This window comes from Taklimakanibacter deserti, assembly GCA_003574785.1.
This window is the reverse complement of sequence record QORU01000010.1, coordinates 145960-168384: the sequence shown is the minus strand read 5'-3', so window position 1 is coordinate 168384 and position 22425 is coordinate 145960. Positions and strand designations below refer to the sequence as shown.

General features: G+C 63.3%; 19 protein-coding genes. 12 read left to right on the top strand and 7 right to left on the bottom strand.

The features are described 5' to 3' along the window. Positions 1 to 77 precede the first annotated feature (77 nt). Both DS839_RS21640 and DS839_RS21635 read left to right on the top strand, forming a co-directional pair. Positions 78 to 1676: an arylsulfatase gene (locus DS839_RS21640; protein WP_119272555.1), complete on the top strand. Its 1599-nt coding sequence runs from the start codon at positions 78 to 80 to the stop codon at positions 1674 to 1676. A 9-nt stretch (positions 1677 to 1685) separates the two neighbouring features. After that, positions 1686 to 4088, top strand: coding sequence for an arylsulfatase (locus tag DS839_RS21635; RefSeq protein WP_368911822.1), 2403 nt, complete (start codon positions 1686 to 1688; stop codon positions 4086 to 4088). Between the two features lie 46 nt (positions 4089 to 4134). On the opposite strand, the gene DS839_RS21630 is transcribed toward DS839_RS21635, so the two are convergent. The 3 genes from DS839_RS21630 to DS839_RS21620 form a co-directional block, all read right to left on the bottom strand. Next, on the bottom strand, positions 4135 to 5214 hold the full coding sequence (locus tag DS839_RS21630; RefSeq protein ID WP_119272554.1) for a flavodoxin family protein: 1080 nt from the start codon (positions 5212 to 5214) through the stop codon (positions 4135 to 4137). An 83-nt stretch (positions 5215 to 5297) separates the two neighbouring features. Next, positions 5298 to 6416 (bottom strand): alanine dehydrogenase, encoded by a 1119-nt coding sequence (ald, locus tag DS839_RS21625; protein ID WP_119272553.1) that lies wholly within the window; start codon positions 6414 to 6416, stop codon positions 5298 to 5300. Positions 6417 to 6679: 263 nt separating this feature from the next. Next, entirely contained in the window at positions 6680 to 7657 is a 978-nt protein-coding gene (locus DS839_RS21620) for a DMT family transporter (protein ID WP_162918716.1), read from the bottom strand. Positions 7658 to 7719: 62 nt separating this feature from the next. On the opposite strand from DS839_RS21620, the gene DS839_RS21615 reads away from it, so the two are divergent. After that, positions 7720 to 8652, top strand: coding sequence for an extensin family protein (locus DS839_RS21615; RefSeq protein ID WP_119272551.1), 933 nt, complete (start codon positions 7720 to 7722; stop codon positions 8650 to 8652). 16 nt (positions 8653 to 8668) lie between these two features. On the opposite strand, the gene pdxR is transcribed toward DS839_RS21615, so the two are convergent. Beyond that, a complete protein-coding gene (gene pdxR, locus DS839_RS21610; RefSeq protein ID WP_119272550.1) occupies positions 8669 to 10159 on the bottom strand; it encodes a MocR-like pyridoxine biosynthesis transcription factor PdxR in 1491 nt (496 codons plus the stop codon). Positions 10160 to 10390: 231 nt separating this feature from the next. On the opposite strand from pdxR, the gene DS839_RS21605 reads away from it, so the two are divergent. From DS839_RS21605 to DS839_RS21575, 7 genes are read left to right on the top strand one after another with little or no spacing between them, the layout of a single operon-like run. Then, entirely contained in the window at positions 10391 to 13219 is a 2829-nt protein-coding gene (locus DS839_RS21605) for a molybdopterin oxidoreductase family protein (protein ID WP_119272549.1), read from the top strand. After that, positions 13216 to 13965 (top strand): 4Fe-4S dicluster domain-containing protein, encoded by a 750-nt coding sequence (locus DS839_RS21600; RefSeq protein WP_119272548.1) that lies wholly within the window; start codon positions 13216 to 13218, stop codon positions 13963 to 13965. The genes DS839_RS21605 and DS839_RS21600 overlap by 4 nt, the downstream gene beginning before the upstream one ends. A gap of 5 nt (positions 13966 to 13970) precedes the next feature. Then, on the top strand, positions 13971 to 14915 hold the full coding sequence (locus DS839_RS21595; protein ID WP_119272547.1) for a dimethyl sulfoxide reductase anchor subunit family protein: 945 nt from the start codon (positions 13971 to 13973) through the stop codon (positions 14913 to 14915). A gap of 11 nt (positions 14916 to 14926) precedes the next feature. Then, complete coding sequence (locus DS839_RS21590) at positions 14927 to 15298, top strand: antitoxin Xre/MbcA/ParS toxin-binding domain-containing protein (protein ID WP_119272546.1); 372 nt, start codon at positions 14927 to 14929, stop codon at positions 15296 to 15298. Between the two features lie 23 nt (positions 15299 to 15321). Beyond that, positions 15322 to 16164 (top strand): MBL fold metallo-hydrolase, encoded by an 843-nt coding sequence (locus DS839_RS21585; RefSeq protein ID WP_119272545.1) that lies wholly within the window; start codon positions 15322 to 15324, stop codon positions 16162 to 16164. 52 nt (positions 16165 to 16216) lie between these two features. Beyond that, positions 16217 to 17236 (top strand): betaine--homocysteine S-methyltransferase, encoded by a 1020-nt coding sequence (gene bmt, locus DS839_RS21580; RefSeq protein ID WP_119272544.1) that lies wholly within the window; start codon positions 16217 to 16219, stop codon positions 17234 to 17236. A gap of 10 nt (positions 17237 to 17246) precedes the next feature. After that, positions 17247 to 18188, top strand: coding sequence for a glycosyltransferase family 8 protein (locus DS839_RS21575; RefSeq protein WP_162918715.1), 942 nt, complete (start codon positions 17247 to 17249; stop codon positions 18186 to 18188). Here DS839_RS21575 and DS839_RS21570 read toward each other — a convergent pair. Further along, the gene (locus DS839_RS21570) at positions 18173 to 18610 is read right to left on the bottom strand and encodes a VOC family protein (protein WP_119272542.1); all 438 of its coding nucleotides are present in this window, start codon (positions 18608 to 18610) and stop codon (positions 18173 to 18175) included. The two genes, DS839_RS21575 and DS839_RS21570, sit on opposite strands and share 16 nt — an antisense overlap. Positions 18611 to 18623: 13 nt before the next feature. Here DS839_RS21570 and DS839_RS21565 point away from each other — a divergent pair, with 13 nt between their 5' ends. Beyond that, on the top strand, positions 18624 to 19511 hold the full coding sequence (locus DS839_RS21565) for a helix-turn-helix transcriptional regulator (RefSeq protein WP_162918714.1): 888 nt from the start codon (positions 18624 to 18626) through the stop codon (positions 19509 to 19511). An 8-nt stretch (positions 19512 to 19519) separates the two neighbouring features. Here the strand turns inward: DS839_RS21565 and DS839_RS21560 are convergent, their stop codons facing one another. Beyond that, positions 19520 to 19762, bottom strand: a complete 243-nt coding sequence (locus DS839_RS21560) for a hypothetical protein (protein WP_119272540.1) — start codon at positions 19760 to 19762, stop codon at positions 19520 to 19522. Positions 19763 to 19813: 51 nt separating this feature from the next. Next, positions 19814 to 20992 (bottom strand): ROK family transcriptional regulator, encoded by a 1179-nt coding sequence (locus DS839_RS21555; protein ID WP_119272539.1) that lies wholly within the window; start codon positions 20990 to 20992, stop codon positions 19814 to 19816. A 117-nt stretch (positions 20993 to 21109) separates the two neighbouring features. On the opposite strand from DS839_RS21555, the gene DS839_RS21550 reads away from it, so the two are divergent. After that, positions 21110 to 22396 (top strand): ABC transporter substrate-binding protein, encoded by a 1287-nt coding sequence (locus DS839_RS21550; protein ID WP_119272538.1) that lies wholly within the window; start codon positions 21110 to 21112, stop codon positions 22394 to 22396. Positions 22397 to 22425: the final 29 nt, after the last annotated feature.

The window sequence follows — 22425 nt, the reverse complement described above, 5'->3', positions numbered from 1 at the left end:
CCGAGCTATCGATACGTTGACGACGCAAGCCGGTTTAGCTGCGTCGTCCGCAACGAGCAACGAGAGGAGACAGCCTCATGAGGAACCTGGCACGTCATACGGGCATTCTGGGGATCTGCGGGGCACTGCTGCTGGGCAGCACCGCGCAGCTTTCGGCGCAGTCGGTGCTGAGCAAGGCCACGCGGGCGAGCGAGAGCCTGGAGCCGGCCCTGGTGCATCCGCAGCAGGCGGAGACGGCCCAGCAGAAGCTCGACGCGCTCTTCAGGAAGACCGGCAAGCGGCCGAACATCGTGTGGCTGGTCGTCGACGACATGGGCTATGGCGATCCGGGCTCCTATGGCGGCGGTGGGGCCATCGGCGCGGCGACGCCCAATATGGACAGGCTGGCGCGCGAGGGCCTCAAGCTGACTTCGGCCTATTCGCAGCCCACCTGCACCCCCACGCGCTCGGCCCTCCTCACCGGAAGGCTGCCCGTGCGCACCGGGCTGACGCGCCCGATCCTGGCGGGCGACAGGATCACCAAGAATCCGTGGGCGGACGAGATCTCGTTGCCGAAACTACTGGGGGAGGTGGGTTACGCGACCGTTCTTTCGGGCAAATGGCATGTTGGCGCCCCCGAAGGCATGCGCCCGCACGATGTCGGTTTCGACGAATTCTACGGCTTCTACGAGGCCGAGAAGGAGATCAGCCAGGGCGTCGACAAGCGCCGCTATCCTGATCTCGTTCTCAATCCGGAGCGCCTTGCGATGCTGCGCAAGACCGGTGCCAGCGACGCTCTCGTGCACGGTTTCAAGGGCGGCAAGACGACCGACGTCGTGAAGATCGACAGTATCGAGACGATGGCGGAAGGCGACCGCATGACGAAGGAGTTCAGTGTCGCCAAGATCAAGGAGCTCGCGGCCGGCAACGCGCCGTTCTTCCTCGAGCACTCCTTCATGAAGGTGCATGCGGACAATTTTGCCAGCAAGGCCTTCGAGGGCAAGAGCGCCAGCAAATATGCCTATAAGGACGACATGGTCGAGGTTGACGCTTATGTTGGGGAGATCGTCGCGGCGCTGGACGAAGCTGGCGTCCTCGACAATACTTTCATTTTCGTCACGTCCGACAACGGGCCGCAGCTCGACAGCTGGCCCGACGCCGGGTACACGCCATTCCGCGGCGCCAAGGGCTCGGCCTGGGAGGGTGGTGTGCGCGTGCCTGGCATCGCCTATTGGAGAGGCATGATCAACCCCGGCCGCGAGAGCGACGACCTGTTCGATCTCATGGATCTCTTCAACACCTCGCTGCATTTCGCCGGCGCCGCCGACAAGATTCCGACCGACCGCTATATCGATGGCATCGACCAGACATCCTTCTTCATCGCCGATGACGGCCAGTCCAACCGCGAGAAGGTCTATATCTGGAACGAGAGCAACCTGATGGCCATGCGCATGTACGAATACAAGATCCATGTGAAGGTCGTTGAGCATAAGGCGCAGTGGCTCAATATCGATATGACCACAGTCAGCGACGTGGGCCTGGCCCCGTGGCTGTTCAACCTCTACATCGATCCCAAGGAGGAATATCCTGTCGGCCACCGCATGAATGCCTGGCTCGCCTCGATGGCGGGCGAGCTCAAAGGTCATGCGGCGACATTCAGGAAATACCCGCCGAAGGATATCGGCCTCGGGCGATAGGAGGACGGGATGACCATTCGCTCAAAGACTCGAAACTGGGTTGCGGCGCTTCACGCTTTGCGCGCCAGCACTGTCCTTGTCGCGTCGGCTATCGCCTTCACGGCGCCGATCCAGGCGCAGTCGGCGCCGGACGACGGCTCCGTCCTGCCGTTTCCGCCGACACCCATGGCAAGCAAGATAGCGCCGCGCCTGCAGGATTCGACCATGGCGTGGCCGCAGGAGCCGCAGCGCCTGCCCAAGGGGGCGCCCAACATCCTCATCGTGCTTCTCGACGATGTCGGTTTCGGCGTGGCCGAGACCTTCGGCGGCGAGGTGCATACGCCGACGCTGGCGCGACTTGCCGCGGAGGGCATCAGCTACAACCAGTTCAATACAACCTCGATCTGCTCGCCGACGCGCGCCTCGCTCCTGACCGGGCGCAACCATACACGCGTCGGCTCGGGCACCATCGCCGAGCGCGCGGTGGCCTTCGACGGCTTCACCGGCATCATTCCCAAGACGGCGGCGACCGCCGCCGAAGTGCTGAAGAACTACGGCTATCACACCTCGGCCTTCGGCAAGTGGCACAATACGCCCGCCACCGAGACGACCGCCATCGGACCGAAGGACCGCTGGCCCAACGGCTATGGCTTCGAATATTTCTACGGCTTCCTCGGCGGCGAGACCTCGCAATATGAGCCGCGGCTCACCGAGAATTACGATGCGGTCGAGCCCCCGCACGATCCGAAATATCACCTGACCAGCGACATGGTCGACAAGGCATTGAAATGGCTCGACGACTATCGCGCCTACGATCCCGGCAAGCCGTTCTTCATGTACTGGGCGCCGGGCGGCGTCCATGGACCGCATCACATTTTCCAGGAATGGGCCGACAAATATAAGGGCAAGTTCGGCAACGGCTGGGATGCCTATCGCGAGCGCGTCTACAAGCGCCAGCTCGAAATGGGCGTGATTCCGCCGGGCACCAAGCTCACCGAACGCGATCCGACCATGCCCTCCTGGGACAGCGTGCCTAAGGAACAGCGCCCGTTCCAGGAGCGGCTGATGGAGCTCTTTGCCGGCTTCGTCGAGCACACCGACACCGAAGTCGGCCGGCTGGTCGACGGCCTCGAGGTGCGCGGGCTCAGGAACAACACCTTGATCTTCTACATCTTCGGTGACAATGGCTCGAGCGCCGAAGGCCAGCAGGGTTCGATCAGCGAGCTTCTCGCCCAGAACAACATCGAAAACACCGTCGAGCAGCAGATCGCGGCACTCGACAGGATTGGCGGGCTTAAGGTGCTGGGCTCGCCCCGGACCGACAATATGTACCATGCCGGCTGGGCCTGGGCCGGCGGCACGCCGTTCAAGGGCACCAAGCTGCTGGGCTCCTATTTCGGCGGCACCCGCAATCCGATGGTGGTGTCGTGGCCGGGCCACATCAAGCATGACGGCAAGATGCGCCAGCAATTCCAGCATGTGATCGACATCGCACCGACCATCTATGACATCCTCGACATCCGGAATCCCAAGGTGGTGAACGGCTATGAGCAGATGCCGATGGACGGCACGAGCTTCGCTGGTACTTTCAGCGATGCCGCGGCGAAGACGCAGAAGACCATGCAGTTCTTCGACAACAATGGCAGTCGCGGACTCTATCTCGACGGCTGGTTCGCCGGCACGATGGGACCGTTCATTCCCTGGGATACACCTGGTTCGGTCAAGCGTGTGGCCGAATGGGATTCGGCGACCGATCCTTGGGAGCTCTATGATCTGAGGTCCGACTTCTCCCAGGCGAACGATCTTGCAAAGCAGGATCCGCAAAAGCTCGAGGAGATGAAGAAGCGCTTCCTCGCCGTCGCTGACGAAAACAAGGATTTTCCGATCGGCGCCGGAAACTGGCTCAGGCTTCATCCGGAGGATCGCGTCAAGACCGCCTATGATGAATGGACTTTCGGCCCCAATAGCCGCCGCATGCCGGAATTCTCGGGGCCCGGCGTCGGGCGCCAGAGCACGCATGTGACGATCGACGCCGTGTTCGGCGAGAATGCCAATGGTGTGCTCTACGCTGTCGGCGGCGCGGGCGGAGGCCTCACCGTCTACATGGAAGGTGGCCACCTGGTCTATGAATACAACATGATGATCATCGAGAACTACCAGGCGCGCACGGAGAAGATTCCGGCAGGCAAGCATGAGATCGTCATCGATACGAAGATCGTGAAGCCGGCCGGGCCTGCCGAGGTGGTCATCACCGTCGACGGCGCGGAAGCTGCGCGCACGACGGTGAAGCGAACCGTGCCGGCCGCCTTCACGGCGACCGAGTCTTTCGACATCGGTGTCGATCTCGGCTCGACCGTTTCCTTGTCCTATGAAGACAAGCGGCCTTTCGCCTTCGACGGCAAGATCGAGCAGCTGAAAGTCACACAGAAATAGGAGAGGGATGGCGATCACCCCACGCCCGCATTGAACGAGGTCAACATCATTTTGGCCGCGGGTTCTTGAGTCCGGCATCGACCTGCCCAAGCTTGCCCTTGCGCTTCAGCGTCACCGCGGCGATCAGGGCCTCAGCCGCGTTGCGCACTTCCGCCTGGAAATCGCGGTCCTGATCGAGATCGTCATGGCTTGTTGCATAGTCGCGGTAATAGCCGACATAGCGGTCGAGCAGGGCCTTTGTGCCTGCCGGGATCAATCCCATATCGGTCAGCCAGTCGGATAGGTTGCGGCGCAAATTCTCCGTGCCCGAGGCATCGCCATGCACGATGACCGAGAACACGCGGCCGGCGAGATGGCGCGGATAAGGCCAGCCCTTGAGCTCGAGCGCTTTCGCCGCTTCCGCGTCCTTGCCATGGGTCGAGGTCGGGTCAGGATTACCGCCATCGGCGCAGACCAGCCGGTCCATCATCGCCTTGAGGCCCGCCGGTACATGATACCAGTTGACCGGCGTCACGATCATGATGCCATGCGCCCTGACCCAGAGCGGATAGATCTCGTTCATCCAGTCGTTCACTTGTCCGATCGCATGATTGGGATAGCAGGAGCAGGGCCAATGGCAGAGCGGCATGGCGGTCGAGACGCAGGCCTTGCACGGATAGATGACGCGGCCATATTCGGAAGCAAGACGGCTGAGATCGAGCACTTCTGCTTCGAAGCCGCGCTGCGCCTCGACGATCCTGCGCGCCATCTGCGTGAGACGCCAGCTCTTCGACATCTCGCCGGGACAAGTCTGGTCGCTGCGCATTGATCCGTTGATGATGAGGATGCGCGAAGGCAAGGCTTTGTCTCGATGCTGCCGTTCGGCCGCCCTTATGCTCTGATGCGCGGCGAGCCAATCGACCGACAGATCATAGGCGGGATCGGCGAAGCCCTTGCCGGCTTTTCGGGTACGCGGGCTCTTGTGATAATCGTGATAGGAGGTCCAGGCCTGGGGCAGCAATGCCTCGATCTCCTTCGCATTTTCCGCAAAGACCGGATCAAAGAAGCGCGCCCTGAAGCGTTCGACGAATTCCGCCTTGGTCAAGGCGACGCTCGGCATCCCCTTGCGGACTTTTGCTTTCCCCATGGCGCACCTCCATCGGACCGACTCGCTGGAAAGCGAGCCGTTCCATGGACGGTCCTACGCCGGATGAAAGCTGTCAAATCCGATCAGGCGGCAAGCGCTTTCTCGGGCGGCACATATTCGTAACCGAGATCGTCGGCGACGGCCTTGTAGGTCACCTTGCCCTTGCAGACATTGAGGCCGGCGCGCAGATGATGGTCCTCGAGCAGCGCCTGCTTGTAGCCCTTGTCGGCGATCCTGAGACCGAAAGGCAAGGTCACATTGTTGAGCGCGTAGGTCGAGGTGTGCGCCACGCCGCCCGGCATGTTGGCGACGCAATAATGGATGACGCCGTCGACCACATAGGTCGGATCGGCATGGGTCGTGGCCTTGGAGGTCTCGGCGCAGCCGCCCTGGTCGATTGCGACATCGACGAGGACGGAGCCGTTCTTCCAGTCCTTGAGCATCTTGCGGGTGACGAGCTTCGGCGCCGCGGCCCCCGGAATGAGGACGCCGCCCACCACGAGGTCGGCGGTGGCGCAGAGATCTTCGACGGCACCTTGCGTCGAATAGAGCGTCTTGAGCTGCGTGCCGAAGCGGGAAACCAGTTCTTCCATCCGGTCGGTGCTCTTTTCGAGGATGGTGACATCGGCACCGAGGCCCATGGCCATCGCCGCGGCATTGGTGCCGACGACGCCGCCGCCCAGGATCACGACCTTGGCGGGGGCAACGCCCGGCACGCCGCCCAGGAGAATACCCAGGCCGCCTTGCGCCTTTTCCAGGCAATGGGCGCCCGACTGGATCGACATGCGACCCGCCACTTGCGACATGGGGGCGAGCAGAGGCAGGCCGCCCCTTGAATTGGTTACGGTCTCATAGGCGATGCAAACGGCGCCCGACTTGACGAGGTCCTTGGTCTGCTCCGGATCCGGCGCCAGATGCAGATAGGTGTAGAGGATCTGGCCTTCGCGCAGCAGCTTGCGCTCCACCGCCTGCGGCTCCTTGACCTTCACGATCATGTCGGCCTTGGCGAAAATTTCTTCCGCCGTCGGAATATTCTGCGCGCCGGCGGCCCGGTAATCCTCATCCGATGCGCCAATACCCAATCCCGCGCCGATCTCGACCCATACCTCATGGCCGTGGCGCACGGCCTCACGAACCGAGAGCGGCGTCATGCCCACCCGGTATTCGTGATTCTTGATCTCTTTCGGAACGCCAATCAGCATGATGGAAGAACTCCCAAAGGACACGCGAGCGAGCCTGGCTGCCCAGCGGTCTGGATTGATGGTTGTCGGAATTAGCTAGTTGCCGGTTGCCCTCGTAGCACCAGTTCACCTGGCTGCGTCAGGCCAGTTCGTGCCGGCCCTGTTTGCGCGAGGGGCTTATACTCCTGGACGCGATGCGCCGACAACCCCCGCGGTTTTCCTGCACAGGCCGGGGAATGGAATAGGTTTTCGAACGAAGAAGCCGGTCTCAGCGCAGGAATAAATCACGTCTCGGCGTTGACCTGCTTGCGGCTCGGCAGACTCTGCTGTTGCCGGTCGATCCGCCGGTCCGCCCACAGCATGAACAGCCCGGCCAGTAGCACGATCGCGCCGCCCCACAAGGTTCTGAGGCTCGGCACATCGCCGAAAGCGAGGAAGCCCAGCGCCGCTGCCCAGAACATGGCGCTGTATTCGAAGGGCGCCACGAAGCTCGACTCGGCACTCTTATAGGCCATGGCGAACAGCACCATGGCGATGGCGACGGTGGCGCCGAGAAGCAGCATCGCGGCGAAATCAAGCAGAGGCGGCCACTGCCAGGGCCGCGCCAGGAAAGCGAGGCTCTTGTGCTGGACGGCGCCCATGTCGAGGAAGGTGAAAATGAGAGCGAGACTGACCGCCACGGCGAGATAGACGGCATTGGTATGGAAGGCCATGGTCGCCGGCGGCACGGTGCGCACGATGCGCCGCGCCAGCGTCTGGCTGACCGCATAGCCAATGGCGGAATAGAGGGCCAGCAGCGCGGCGGGCTCGAGCACGCCGCTGCCCGGATTGATCATGATCATGACGCCGATGAAGCCGCCGATGATGGCGATCCAGCGATGCACGCGCACGCGCTCGCCGAGCATCGGTCCGGCGATGACCGCCACGAAGAGCGGCATGACGAAATAGATGGCGACCGAATCGGCCAGGGGCATCGCCGCGATGGAGAGGATGAAGGCGAGATAGGCGGAACTCATGATGGCGGCGCGCATGAGGCTGAGCCCGGTTCCGGGGCCGAGCAGGCTCCGGAGCGATGCGTTTCTGTGAACGATGAAGGCCAGGATAGGGATCCCGATCAGGCAGCGGATGACGAGGATCTGATGCACCGCATAGCTGCCGCTCAGCCATTTGACGACCGCATCGCCGCAAGAGGCGATGCCGACCGCACCGCAGGCATAGAGGACGGCGAGAAGCTTGTTGTCAGCGGGCGTCTGAGGGGCCATGCTCCAGGCCATAACCCAGTTCGTAGCGTAAAGAAACCGGACGGCGGAGAAGAGGGCAACGCATGAGACGCATGGCATTGCGCGGTCTGGTACTCGCCGCCTGTTTCATTCCCGCGTTGCTGGCGGCGGAGGCGGCCCAGAAGAAGATGCGGCCGCCCTTGCCGAAGCCGAAGCCCACGGAACTCCTGAACCCCTTCGAAGCCGAGCCGCCCGAGACGGCCGCCCCGCAGCCCGAGGCACCGGAGGTTGCGGCGCCCGAGCCCGAGGCGAGTGAGGATCAACCGGACCAGATTAACTCCGCCATCGTCATCCCACGCGAAAAGCCACCCGAGTTGCGAAAGCCCGAGCCCGCGCCCGAGGTCACGCCAAAGCCCGAGCCGAAGCCGGACGCAGCCGAGGGCACGGATGAGGAAAAGCCCGATCCCGGCGAAGATTTTGCGATCTGCCGCAAGGAACTGGCGGCGCTGGGCGCGAAATTCAAGGTGCCCGACATGCCGGCGGCCGAGATGGCCAGGTGCACCGTGCGCAATCCGGTCCAGATCAGCGCCATCGCATCGCCCGCGGGCGAGGTCGACTTCCCCGGCGAGCCGATCCTCAACTGTATCTTCGCCAAGCGGTTCACGTCATGGGTTTCAGACATCGCGGGTCCCGTGGTCAAAGCGCAGACCGGCGAGGCGCTGGCGGCGATCGCGACCGGTCCCGGCTATGAATGCCGCGGCCGCAATGGCGACGGCAGCGGCAAGATCAGCGAGCACGCCCTCGGCAATGCCGTCGACATTGCCGCCTTCAAGCTCGCGAGCAAGGAAAGCATGCCCGTGTCCAATGTCGCGAAGACGGAGAATGTCGAAAGCCGCTGGCTCACGGCGTTGCGCGTCTCAGCCTGTGGCTATTTTACAACGGTTCTCGGGCCTGGCTCGAACGCGGCCCATGCCGAGCATTATCATTTCGATCTCGGACTGCACGGCAAGAGCGGCAATTACCGGATCTGCGAATAACGTCCGGAAGCCGGCGTTATTCGGCGGCCAGCCGCTGCGCATCGGAGATCGTTTCGGCGAGAAGGCGGATGCCGGGCTCGATCTTCTTTTCCTCGATAGAGGAGAAGGCGAGGCGGAAGAAATTGTCGGGGGCGTTTTCAGCGCCGAAATGAATGCGTCCCGGCTCGATCACGATGCCACGCGCCGCCGCCTGCTTGGCGAGGCTTTCGCTGTCGAGCGCGCGAGGACCTGCGACCCAGAAGCTGGTGCCGCCGAAGGAGGGGATGCGGGCCGATTCCGGCAGATGCGTCTGCAGCGCCGCCCCCATGATCTCCCAGCGCGTGCGATAGGCCTTGTGCAGGCGCCGGATCAGCGTGTCGTGATGGCCGAGCGACAGGAAGAGGGCAGCGGTGCGCTGGTTGTTGTTGGGCGCATGGCGCACCATGAGCCGGCGCAAGGCGCGCGCCTCCTCGACGAAGGGTTTGGGGCCGACCAGGAAGCCGAGGCGAAGGCCCGGAAACAGCGTCTTCGACAATGAGCCCACATAGATGACGCGGTCCTCGTCATCGAGCGATTTGAGCGCCGGGCAGGGCTCGTTCACGTAGTTCGTCTCGAACTCATAATCGTCTTCGATGATCACGAAATTATGCTGGGAGGCGAGCTTGAGCAGATCGAGACGGCGCGCCAGCGGCATGGTCGCGGTGGTTGGAAACTGGTGGCTCGGCGTCACGAAAACGAGATCGGAGCCCGCGACCTGATCGGTGAGGGTGAGGCCGCCTTCATCGACCGGCACCAGCGCCACCTTCTGGGTCTTGAGGCGGAAGATGTTGCGCATGTCGGGAAAGCCCGGCTCTTCCATGGCGACGCGGCTTTTCTCGTCGATGAGCAGGCTCACGATGAGATAGAGCGCGTTCTGGGCGCCGAGCGTGATCAGGATCTCGTCATCGCTCGCCATGATGCCGCGCCTGGGCAGGATGCGGCGGCGGATCTGCTCGACGAGGAGCGGATCATCGAAGGCCCAGGTGTCGTTGGTCCAGGTGCCGAGCCATTTCTTGCCGAGCGCCTGGCGGGCGCAGTCGCGCCATTCGGCGAGCGGGAAGAGATTGTGGTCCACTTGCCCGTAGATGAAGGGATAGGTGTAGCTCTGCCAGTCGAGCGGCTTGAAGATATTGGCCTGTGCTGCCGGATGCTTGAGCAGCCGCGCCTTCCAATTGGGATCGGTGCCCGCCTCGCCGGCGGTGGCGCCGCCCGCTTTCGCCGGCCGGACCGCCGTCTCCAGCGCCTTGTCGGCGACGAAATAGCCGGACCGCTCGCGGGCGAAGAGATAGCCGTCGTCGAGCAGGCCCTGATAGGCGAGGACCACGGTGTTGCGCGAGACGCCGAGGCTCTTCGCCATCTTGCGGGTCGAGGGAATGGGCTCGTCGCGCGCCAGTTGCCCATCGAGGATGGCGGCAACCAGAGCTTCGCGAATCTGCGTCTGCAGGCTCGAATGATTGTGGCGGCGTATATGGACCAGCCAGTCGCGCAACGGGGATCACCTCTGGACCCATCATAGAGCCAAAAATCCCCGCAACAACATCGAAGCTGGATCAAAACTGGTGAATTGATCTCAACAATTGAGCAAAGCTCGGGGTTGCCAAGGTCTTAACATTTCAGCGAAACGAAGCCTCTGGTTCCTGCTGTCCGCGTTCATTGGCCCTATGGTTAGGGCTGGTCCCATCATGTAGTTTGCAGACCGACTCTCATTGCCTGGACGTCCATGGCCCAACCCAAGATCGACACCTCGCTCAAGACCTGGGACGAGATCAAGACGACCACCTGCTACATGTGCGCCTGCCGCTGCGGGATCAAAGTCTATCTCAAGGACGGCACCGTCAAATATATCGAGGGCAATCGCGACCATCCGGTGAACAAGGGCGTGATCTGCGGCAAGGGTGCGTCGGGCATCATGCAGCATTATTCGCCGGCGCGGCTGTCGAAGCCTTTGCTCCGGGTCGGCGAGCGGGGTTCGGGCGAATTCCGCGAGATCGACTGGGAGGAAGCACTCCAGCTCGCGACCACGTGGCTCAAGAAAGTGCGGGCCGAGGATCCGAAGCGCCTCGCCTTCTTCACCGGCCGCGACCAATCACAAGGCCTCACCGGCTGGTGGGCGACGCAGTTCGGCACGCCCAATTATGCCGCTCATGGCGGCTTCTGCTCGGTGAACATGGCGGCGGCCGGTCTCTACACTTTCGGCGGCTCCTTCTGGGAGTTCGGCGAGCCCGACTGGAAGCACACCAAATATTTCCTGCTTTTCGGCGTCGCCGAGGACCATGCCTCCAATCCGATCAAGATCGGGCTCGGCAAGCTCAAATCGCGTGGCGTGAAAATCGTTTCGATCAATCCGGTGCGCACCGGCTATTCGGCGATCGCCGATGAGTGGATCGGCATTCGTCCGGGTACGGACGGCCTCTTCGCTGGCGCCCTCATTCACGAATTGCTGGCGAGCCGGAAGGTCGATCTCGACTATCTCGCCCGCTACACCAATGCGCCCTGGCTCGTCATCCGCAATGAGGGCCACGCCGATGACGGAACATTCGCGCGCAATGCCAATGGCGAGCCTCTGATTTATGACGCGGTCATCGGTCGGCCGCTCTCCGCCTATCGCGCCGACACCTCGCCCAAGCTCGTCGGCGAATTCACGTTGGTCGACGGAAGGCGCGCCGTTCCCTCCTTCATGCTGCTGACCGAGCGGTTCCTCAGCCGTGAATATTCGCCGACGGCGGTCGCGGAGAAATGCGGCATCGAGGCGGACACGATCCGCCGCATCGCCGCCGAACTCGCCAGGACCGCCTTCGACGAGGAGCTCTGCCTCAATATCGGCTGGCGCGACTGGGCCGGGCGCATCCATGACAAGATGATCGGCCGGCCGGTTTCGATGTATGCGATGCGCGGCATCTCCGCCCATTCGAACGGCTTCCAGACCTGCCGCACGCTGCACCTTCTGCAGATCCTCCTCGGCACCATCGACGTGCCGGGCGGCTTTCGCTATCGCGCCCCGTTCCCCAAGCCTGCGCCGCCCGGCATCAAACCCGCCGGCAAGCCGGGGCAGGTGAAACCCAACACGGCCTTGCCGGGACCGCCGCTCGGCTTCGTCACCAGTCCCGACGATCTTCTCATCGACAAGGAGGGCACGCCGCAGCGCATCGACAAGGCCTATTCCTGGGAGGCGCCCTTCGCCGCCCATGGCCTGATGCACACGGTGATCGCCAATGCGGCGAAGCGCGATCCTTATGGGGTCGACGTGCTCTTCCTCTATATGGCGAATATGAGCTGGAACTCGGCGATGAATGTCGCCGAGACGACGGCGCATCTGACGGCAAAGGACGAGAAGACCGGCGACTATGTCATCCCGCATATCATCTATTCCGACGCCTATGCCTCGGAGATGGTGCACTATGCCGATCTGATCCTGCCCGACACGACCTATCTCGAGCGCTGGGACTGCATCTCGCTGCTCGACCGGCCGATCTCGGAAGCGGATGGTCCGGCCGATGCCATTCGCCAGCCGGTCGTCGAGCCCGACCGCGACGTGCGTCCGTTCCAGACGGTGCTGCTCGATCTGGGCGCGAGGCTCGGCCTCACCGGCATGACCAATGAAGATGGGACGCCGCGCTATCCCGGCGGCTATGCCGATTACATGGTCAATCATGAGCGCAGCCCCGGCATCGGGCCGCTCGCCGGCTGGCGCGGCAAGGAAGGCGTCTTTCACGGCCGCGGCGAGCCGAATCCCAGGCAGCTCGAACGCTATATCGAGAATGGCTGTCACTGGTTCTACGAATTGCCGGATCACGTGAAATACTACCGCCACGCCAATCGCGACTATCTCGAATGGGCATCATCCTTCGGCTTCATCGGCAGGCCCGAGCCGATCGTCTTCCAGCTCTATCTCGAGCCCTTGCAGAAATTCCGCCTCGCCGCAAAGGGGCATGGCGCGGTGCAGCCGCCGGAGGCGCATCGCGCGCGCGTCGCGCGCTATTTCGATCCGCTGCCCGGCTGGCATGAGCCGCTCGAAGAGAGCGTGCGCGACCACAAGGAATTCCCGCTCCATGCCATCACCCAGCGGCCGATGGCCATGTATCACTCCTGGGGATCGCAGAATGCCTGGCTCCGGCAGATTCTCGGGCGCAACTGGCTCTATCTCGCCAGGTCGCGCGGCGAGGAACTGGGCCTCGCCGATGGCGACTGGGTGCATGTCACCTCGGCCACGAGCCGCATCAAGGTGCAGGTGAAGCTCATGGATGGCGTCAATCCCAACACGGTCTGGACCTGGAATGCGATCGGCAAGCGGTCGGGCGCCTGGGCGCTCTCGCCCGACGCGCCGGAGGCGAAGAAGGGCTTCCTGCTCAATCATCTCATCGCCGAGCTTCTGCCCGAGCGCGACGGCGGCTATCGCTATTCCAATTCCGATCCGGTCACCGGCCAGGCCGCCTGGTACGATCTGAGAGTCCGCATCGAGAAAGCGCCGGCTGACGAGGCGGCGGTCAGCGCGCCGCAATTCCCGGCGCTGAAGCGCCTCGCCGGGCTCGTCGCCGGGAGGCGCGCATGACCTCGCTTCCGAGACCTCAGCCTAACCAGAAGAAGCTCGGCCTCGTCATCGATCTCGACATCTGCGTCGGCTGCCAGGCCTGCGCCACCTCCTGCAAGGAATGGAACACGCAAGGCTATTCGGCGCCGCTCAACGACAGGCACGCCTATGGCGCATCGCCCGAAGGCACCTGGCTCAACCGCATCCATGGCTATGAGGTGAAGGCGCCAGGGGACGAGCAGTCGCGCATCGTGCATTTCCCACGCTCCTGCCTCCATTGCGAGGAGCCGGCTTGCGTCACGGTGTGCCCGACGGGCGCTTCCTACAAGCGCGCCGAGGACGGCATCGTTCTCGTCAACCCTGAGACCTGCATCGGCTGCAAGCTCTGCTCCTGGGCCTGCCCCTATGGCGCGCGCGAATATGATTACGACCATGGCGTGATGAAGAAATGCACGCTCTGCGTCGACCGCATCTACAATGAGAATTTCGCCGAGGAGGACCGCATCCCGGCCTGCGTGAAGGCGTGCCCGACGGGGGCGCGGCATTTCGGTGATCTGGGCGATACTGAGAGCAAGGTCTCGAAGCTCGTCGCCGAACGCCAGGGCTATGATCTCTTGCCGGAAATGGGCTACAAGCCCGTCAATAAATATCTGCCGCCGCGCCAGCGCAACAAGACGACAGCCACGGCGAGCGCGCCCGTCGAAAGCGGCGGGAAGACGGTGATGGATGAGTTCTTCCGCTGGGCCGATCGTCTGTTGAGCCGGTAGCATCCATGCATCCTGCTTATTCGGTCATCCTGTTCACCACCGCATCGGGCGCGGGCTATGGCCTTCTCGCCCTTCTCGGTCTTGTCGGCTTCAATCACGGCCCGGCCTCCAGCGTCTGGTTCGGCGCGACCGCGCTGGTGGTGGCGCTCGGCCTCATCACGGTGGGGCTTCTGTCATCGACCTTCCATCTGGGCCGTCCGGAGCGGGCCTGGCGGGCCTTCTCGCAATGGCGTTCGTCCTGGCTGTCGCGCGAAGGCGTCGTCTCGGTCCTGACCTTCGCGCCGGCGCTTATCTTCGGCGCTCTGTGGCTGCGCATTCTCGATTATCCGCAGTGGCTAGGCCTTGCCGGCCTCGCGACCGCGCTCATGTGCGCGATCACCGTTTTCTGCACGGCGAAGATCTATTCGACGCTCACCACCATCCGGCAATGGCATCAGCCGCTGACCGTGCCGGTCTATCTCGCCTTCGCCCTCGCAACAGGTTCTGTCCTCTTGATGGCGATCGCTTCGCTCTTCGGGCCCTATCAGGTCTTCCAAGCCGGCCTCACCGTCATTGCTCTCATCCTCACCGTGGCGTTGAAATTTCTCTATTGGCGCAGGATCGACAGCGAGCCCAAGACCCGCACCATCGAAGCGGCGACGGGCCTCGCCCGGGACGGAGAAAAAGTGCGGCAATGGGAGGTGCCGCATACGGCTGAGAATTTCATCATGAAGGAGATGGGCTTCGCCGTCGCCCGCAAGCATGCCGAGAAGCTGCGCCGGATCGTCCTCGTTTCGCTGCTCATCGCCATCGCCGTGACAGCGCTGACGATCGCCGCGCCTTTCCTGGCCATTGCCCTGTCGCTGATCGCGGTGGTGCTCTCAGGGCTTGCCGCGGTCTTCGAGCGCTGGCTGTTCTTCGCCGAGGCGCAGCATGTCGTCTCGCTTTATTATGGCGCCGAAAGAGCGTAAGCTGCCTCGCTATGAACGTTGCAGATTCCGAACTCATCGTCAGGCAGTTCAGCGAAGGAGAGCCACCTGTCCTGTCGCCTCGCCGCATCTCACAATTTCTTGGCATTGAACAGTCAGAACTGGCGGCTCTTATTGGCATTCCAAGGGAGGCCCTGAGCACGAAGACTCACGCCCCGAAGCTTGAACAGGCGTTGCGCTCGCTGGTACGGATCCTGGCGATGGCGATCGAGATGACCGGAGAAAAGAGTAGGGCTGCCATCTGGTTCAAACACCAGCCAATCCCCGGTTGGGCAGGCAAGACGGCGTATGATCTTGTCGGCGCGGGCAAGGTCGGTAAGGTTTCGGACTATCTAGAGTCTGTCCGAGCCGGCGTGTACGCCTGATTTTCCACTGAAGCTCCAATAGGATGACAAAGCCGCACATCCGCTGGTTCGACGACTGGTATGCGATCGAGGCGATCGCGCCGGGTCTATTCGGCATCGGGGAGCCAAAATATCATCAGGTCAATTGGAATTATCTGATCGTCGGGCAGGAGCGGGCGCTGCTTTTCGATACGGGACCAGGCCTGCGCGACATCACGCCCGTGGTCGCAAGCCTGACGGACAGGCCGGTTACGACGCTGCTGTCGCATCTGCATTTCGACCATACCGGCAACTTCCATCGCTTCGCCGATCGCGCTCTGCCGGACCTCGCCATCTTGCGGGCATGCGTCAGGGATGGCGTGTTGGTGGCGCCGGAGGAACTGTTCTTCGGCAGCCTCGAGGACATGGTCTGGGTGCCGGTCGACATTGGGCATTGGTGGCCGATCGGCCATCGCATCGATCTCGGTGGCCGGTCGCTTGAGATCATCGCGACTCCCGGTCATTCCCCCGAGTCGATTTCGCTCTATGACGCGGGCGGGAAAATCCTGCTGGCGGCGGACTTCCTCTATCTGGGCTCCCTCTATGCCCAGATACCGGGCGCTTTCCTGCCGGACTATCTCTTAAGCGCCGAGGCGCTGGCGCGGCGGCTGCCGGAAGACGTGCTGATCCTCGGCGCTCATGGCAAGCCGTTGCCTGACGGCACGCAAGTGGCGCCGAGGCTGTTCAGGGGCGACCTGGCCGATCTCGTGACCGGGCTTAAGGCCATTCGCGACGGCAACATGCCGCCCATGGGCCAGAATCCCGACCGCTACTGGATTAATGGCCGATTGATGCTGCTGGCCGGCCCCGAATCCTATGGGTCCTGGCGGTCTGAGCAGGGCGGTTGAAATTCATATAAAGATATGTTTATATGATCATGTATCCTTGGGAAACCTTTCGATGACGCATCCGACCTTTACTCAAGCCCTGAATTCCCGGCCCTGGCTGCTCGCCGACGGCGCCACCGGCACCAATTACTTCCAGATGGGCCTCGTCTCGGGCGATGCGCCCGAGATCTGGAATTTCGAATTTCCCGAGCGCGTGCGCTCGCTGCACCGCCGCTTCATCGAGGCCGGCGCCGACATCATCCTGACCAACACCTTCGGCGGCAATCGCCACCGGCTCAAGCTGCACAACGCGCAAGACCAGGTGCGTGAGATCAATATGGCGGCCGCCAAGAATGCGCGCGCCGAGGCCGATGCCGTGGCGCGGCCGGTCTATGTCGGCGGCTCCATCGGGCCGACGGGCGAGATCTTCGAGCCCTTGGGCTCGCTCTCGCATGCGGACGGCGTCGCCGCTTTCGCCGAGCAGGCCAAGGCCCTGAAGGAGGGCGGCGTCGACGTCCTGTGGATCGAGACCATGTCGTCGGAAGAAGAGCTGCGCGCCGCGGTCGAAGGCGCAGGCCAGGCCGGGCTTCCGATCGTGACCACCATGAGCTTCGACACCAATGGCCGCACCATGATGGGCATCACGCCGCAGAATTTCGGCACGCTGACCACGACGCTCAGCACCAAGCCAGTGGCGATCGGTGCCAATTGCGGCGTCGGCGCCTCAGAACTCGTCGCGACCGTCCTCGGCATCACGACGGCTAGGCCCGATGCGCATGTCGTCGCCAAGGGCAATTGCGGCATTCCGCAATATGTCGACGGCCATATCCACTATACCGGCACGCCCGAGCTGATGGCCGACTATGCGCGCATCGCGCTCGACGCCGGCGCCCGCATCATCGGCGGCTGCTGCGGCACGAGCCCGGAGCACCTGGCTGCCATGCGCAAGTCGCTCGAGACTTACAGCAAGGGGGAGCGCCCGACCGTCGCCCTCATCGAGGCGCGCCTCGGCGCCGTGTCGGAACTGGCCAAGGGCTTCGACACCGCCGCTGCAGGTGCCGCCCGCCGCGAACGCCGCCGCGCTCGCGACTAGCCGGCCGCTCGTGCCGACAGCCATTTGCCTGACACCCGACCGGCGTTTCTTCGGTCCCGCTCTCTGCGTCGCTTCGCAGATCATCGCTTGTGGTCTGCCTGATGAGGCCGATCTCTTCCTCGTTTGCGAAGAGACGGATGTCTGGCCGCGCTTCGAGGAGATCGACGAAACCATAAGGAAGCGGCTCAAGCTCGCCGTCACTTCCTTCGACGATGTCACCCGCAAACTCCCCTCCAACAACAATGGCGAGCATGCGATCACGCGCCGGCTGTTTCTCGATCGCGTCCTGCCGGCGCAGTATGACCGCATCATCCCGGTCGATTCCGACATGATGATCGTGAATGAGGGGCTGGCGCCGCTGATCTCGCTCGACCTCGAGGGCGCTGTTCTCGCCGCCGCGACCGACATGATCTCCTATATGGATTTCGGCGGCCATCTGGCGGAGGAATTCCAGGCCTATCGCGCCAGCCTCGGCATGACGCCCGATACGCTTTATTTCAACAACGGCCTCACCGTCATCGACCGGGCGCTGTGGACCAAGGCTGAGATGGGCGAGCGCACCTTGCGCTTCATCGCGGCCAACCCGAAGCTCTGCCTGCGCTTCGAGCAGAGCGCGCTTAATGCGCTGCTCAAAGGCGGTTTCGTCCGGCTCTCGCCGCGCTTCAATTTCATGGGCGACTTCATGAGCCTCGATCTCGAGGAAGAGATCCGACCCAATGTCTATCATTTCGTCAACCGGCCGAAGCCCTGGCAAAGGGGATGGGTCGGCGACCCGCGCTATGCGCATGCGTTCAGGGACTGGTTCGCGATCTCGCCCTGGCCCGATTTTCCCGATGTCGAGCCCGTCGACAATCACTACGAGCCGGTGAATCAGGACTTCCGCCGGCGCCTGTGGTCTTTCCTCGAGACGCAGCATTTCGCCGACGGCTGGCAACCTCAGATGTCGGCATAGATCTCGAGCAGGTTTCCATCGGGATCGCGAAAGAACAGGGTGCGATGGGCCCAAGGCTGGTCCGTTGATGGCGAAACGATGGCGACGCCCTCGGCGCGAAGCGCCGCTTCGGCCGCATCGACCTCTTCCCGCCGCACGCGAAAGGCGAGATGTGTCGCGGCGGTCCCGATCGGCAAGGTGGCATCGGGGATGACGAGGCCGGGTTTGCACAGGGCGAGGATGTTGCCGCCGACGCGATATTCGACCCAATCGCCGTTCAGGAGCTCGAAATAATGCTCGAAGCGCATCACTTCGGCGTAGAACCGGCGCATGGCTGCCATGTCGCGCGCGAACAGGATGGTATAGTCTAAAGCGCGAATGGCGCGCAGCGGATGGCCGGAAAAGGGCGGGCGGCTGTGAGGCGGGGTGTGGGTGTCGGTCATGAAGGGAAATTCCATGGTTGCAGTGCCCCACGAAACTAGCGACAGCGTCGAAGCGAGCCAGACCAGTAGTGATGCTGGTATTGGCACTACCACCCTCGCCATGGCCGATCCCGACCTTCAGCGCCGCGCCGAGCTGGCGCTTTTCCTGAAAGCCAGGCGCGCGGCGATCGCGCCCGAAAAAATCGGCATGCGTCCCGCGCGGCACCGGCGCGCCCGCGGTCTCTTGCGCGAGGAGGTGGCGCAGCGGGCGGGCATCAGCCCGACCTGGTACACCTGGCTGGAGCAGGGACGCGAGATCAAGCCGTCGAGCGAAGTGCTGGAGCATCTGGCCGATGCGCTCTTGCTCAGCGAGAGCGAGCGAGGCCATTTGATGATGCTGGCGAGGCCCGAGGCATCCGCCCGGTGGGGCAGGCGTTTTTCTCATGCCGTGCCGCAGGCGCTGAAAGCGTGGACGGAAGGCCTACACCAGCCAGCTTACGTCCTGAACGGACGCTGGGACGTGCTCGCCTGGAATGAGCCGGCCAAGGAGATGCTCGGGGATTTCGCGTCGGTTGCGCCCGCCGATCGCAATATCTTGCGGATGATCTTCCTCTGGCCGGATTGGCGGCGGCTGTTCGTCGAGTGGAGCTGCCTCGCCGCCTCCTCGGTCGCCCAGTTCCGCGCCGACACGGCGCGCTATGCGGGCGCCGAAGAGCTCGAAGCCCTGACGCGCAAGCTCAGCTGCGACAGCGCGGATTTTGCCGCGCTATGGAGTGCCGGCGAGGTCGATGCGCCAAGACTGCGCGTCAAACGGATGCGTCATCCCAAGCTCGGCATGATCGACCTCACCTATGCTCCCCTGCAACCGAAGGGCCTGGCGGGAGACCTTTCGGTGGTCGTCTATAGTCCGCAGGCCGTCTGAAGCGGCCCTCAAGCCAGGCCTTCCCGTGCGGCGATCAGCATGGACACGACGGTGACCACGATCACCGCTTCGATGAGGTCATCGCAGTATACCATCGCGTCATGCGAGAGCTCGACAACGTCATCTGCCGCGGCCGGTGAAAGCGGCCGCCAGGGGAAAGCCGCCAGAGGCGTGTCCGCCACCTTGCCGCGGACCTCATCGATCATGTCCAATATGCCGATCACGGTTTCAGTCGGATTTTCTATGCCCATGCCGCCCTCCCGCTGCGAGGAAGACGGACGCGCTATCGGGAATCCGTCGGCTCACACATAAGGATTGAGCTCGCGATAGAGCGGGTTGAGCGTGGCGAGGAGAGGCAGGACGGCGGCGCCGCGCGCGACGGCATCGGCGCGGAGGCCGCTCTTCATGATGCGCGGCAAGGTGCGCTCCACCCGGCCGACGGAAGGGAGCAGAGGCTCGACCCGCGCCATGAACGTGTCGATCAGCCAGTCCGGCGCATTGCCGCCGATCATGATCGATTGCGGATCGAGCATGTTCTCGATGGCATTGAGGCCGTTGCGCAAGGGCTCGATGCCGGCCCCGATCCAGTCCTCGATCAGAGGATCGTTCGGACCGAGGCGGGTTGCGAATTCAGCCATGGTTTCGATCTCGATGCCCTTGGCCGCGAGATGGCGCAAGGCGGAGTCGACCGACACATAGGTTTCGAGGCAGCCGCGCTTGCCGCAGATGCAGTCATGGCCGTTGGGCACGACCGTGATATGGCCGATCTCGCCGGCATTGCCGGCGGCCCCGCCAAAGGCGGCACTGTGGATCATGACGCCGCTGCCGACGCCGATGCCGAAATAGACATAGACGAAATTGGTGAGGCGCCGCGCCGCCTCGCCGAACCGCCATTCGGCGACGATGGCGCATTGGCCGTCATTGGCGAGCGATACGGGAAGGCCGGTCGCGTCATGCAGCAGGCCGCGCAGAGCGAGGCCGTCCCAGCCCGGCAGACGCGGCGGGCTCAGGCCCTTGACTGCGAAAGGACCGGGTGTTGCGAGCCCGATCCCCAGGAAGTGGTCCTGCGGGATTTCGGTCGCCGCCATCAGCGTCTTCGCCGCGCGCTCGAGCTCGATCACCGCATGCTGGGGCTCGAGATCATCGAGCGGGCGGTCCTCGCGATGCAGCACCTCGCCCGCGAGATTGACGGCGATGGCGGACATCTGCCCGACATCGACATGGAAGCCGAGCGAATAGGCGCCATTGGGATTGATGCCGAGCGGTGTCGGCGGCTTGCCGACGCGCCGCTTGGCCACCTTCGTTTCCTCAACGAACTGCAAGGCGATCAGCTCGTCCACCAGATCGGAGCTCGCCTGCTTCGACAAGCCGGTCTGATCCGCGATGCCCGATCGGGAAATCCCGCTATTCATCCGGATCGTGTCGAAGACCACCCACAGATTGATGAGCTTGGCTTTCACAACATTGGTGGCGGTCAGCATAAGTCTTTTTCCTGCAAGGCAATTTAATTAGTAAGTCAGAATGACTGAATAATTATTGACAGCCCTTCGCCGAGGCGTCAAACCTTATTCGCCAACAAAGAGAACAGGGAGGTTCAGATGGTCCATAATTTCAGCCGCCGGCATGTCCTGAAAGCGGGAGCCATGGCCGGCGCCGCAGCGGCACTGCCGGGTTTCCTGGCGAGCCAGGCCCGGGCGCAGTCGGCAACGCTCAATGTCTTCTCGCCGCTGCCGCCCGATCCGGCACCGCCGGGCGCCGCCAAATTTTCGGAGGAGGCTTTCGCCAAATGGCAGGCCGACAATGGCGCCACCGTCTCCTACGAGATGCTGGCCTGGCCGCAGCTCCATGACCGCATGGCGACGGCCTTCGCCTCGGGCGCCGCTCCCTGGGATATCACCTACAATTGCGGCTGGGTGCCGGAATTCCAGTCCTTCCTGACGCCCTATGCCGACAGTCTGCCGAAGGCCCTGGTCGACGACCTGCCGCCTTCGAGCTTCGCCACCACCACGATCGACGGCAAGCGCTATGGCGCCGTCTTCACGCTCTCGCTCCTCACACTCTTCTACAACAAGGAGCAGCTGGAGCAGGCGGGTTTCAAGGAGCCGCCCAAGAGCTGGGACGAGCTCAAGGCCTGCGCCAAGGAACTGACGAAGGACGGCCGCTTCGGCTTCGTGCTGAATTACGGCGATCCGGCCGGTATCGGCGGCACGGCGAGCTACTGGATGGTGTTCCTGCAGCAGGCCGGCGGCAAGATGTATGGCGAGGACGGCCTGCCGGTGTTCAAGAGCGATGAAGGTGTGGCCGCGTTGCAGATGATGGTCGATCTCATGCCCTCGACCGATCCTGGTTCCATTTCCTATGCCGGCATCAATGACGCGACCAATGTTCTTCTGGCCGGCCGCGCCGGGATGATGATGAACTGGCCCTTCATGTGGAATGCCGGCAGCGATCCCAAGCAATCGCAGATCGTCGGCAAGCTGGCGAGCGCCGTGCTGCCGGCAGGACCCAAGGGCAGCGCCTCGATTGACGGCACCGATGCCTGGACCATTACCAAGGCGAGCAAGAACCAGGAGAAGGCGCAGAAGCTCATCGAGTTCTATCTCGATGCCGAGGTGCAGAAGCGCCAGGTGCTGGACACCGGCTGGCTGCCGATCCGCCTCTCGGTGCTGGCCGATCCCGAAGTGCAGGCCAAGGCGCCCAACGCGGCGGTCGTGCTCGACCAGGCGAAGCATCCCTATGACAGCTTCGTCACCGCCGACTACAACCAGGTGACGGTCGCGGTCGGCACCGAGGTGCAGAAGGCGCTGCAGGGCAACAAGACGGCGGCCCAGGCCATCGCCGATGCGTCTGAGGCGGTGACCGCCATCGTCAAGCGGCGCGGCTGAGCGCGAAACTTGCGTATGCGCGCGCGGGG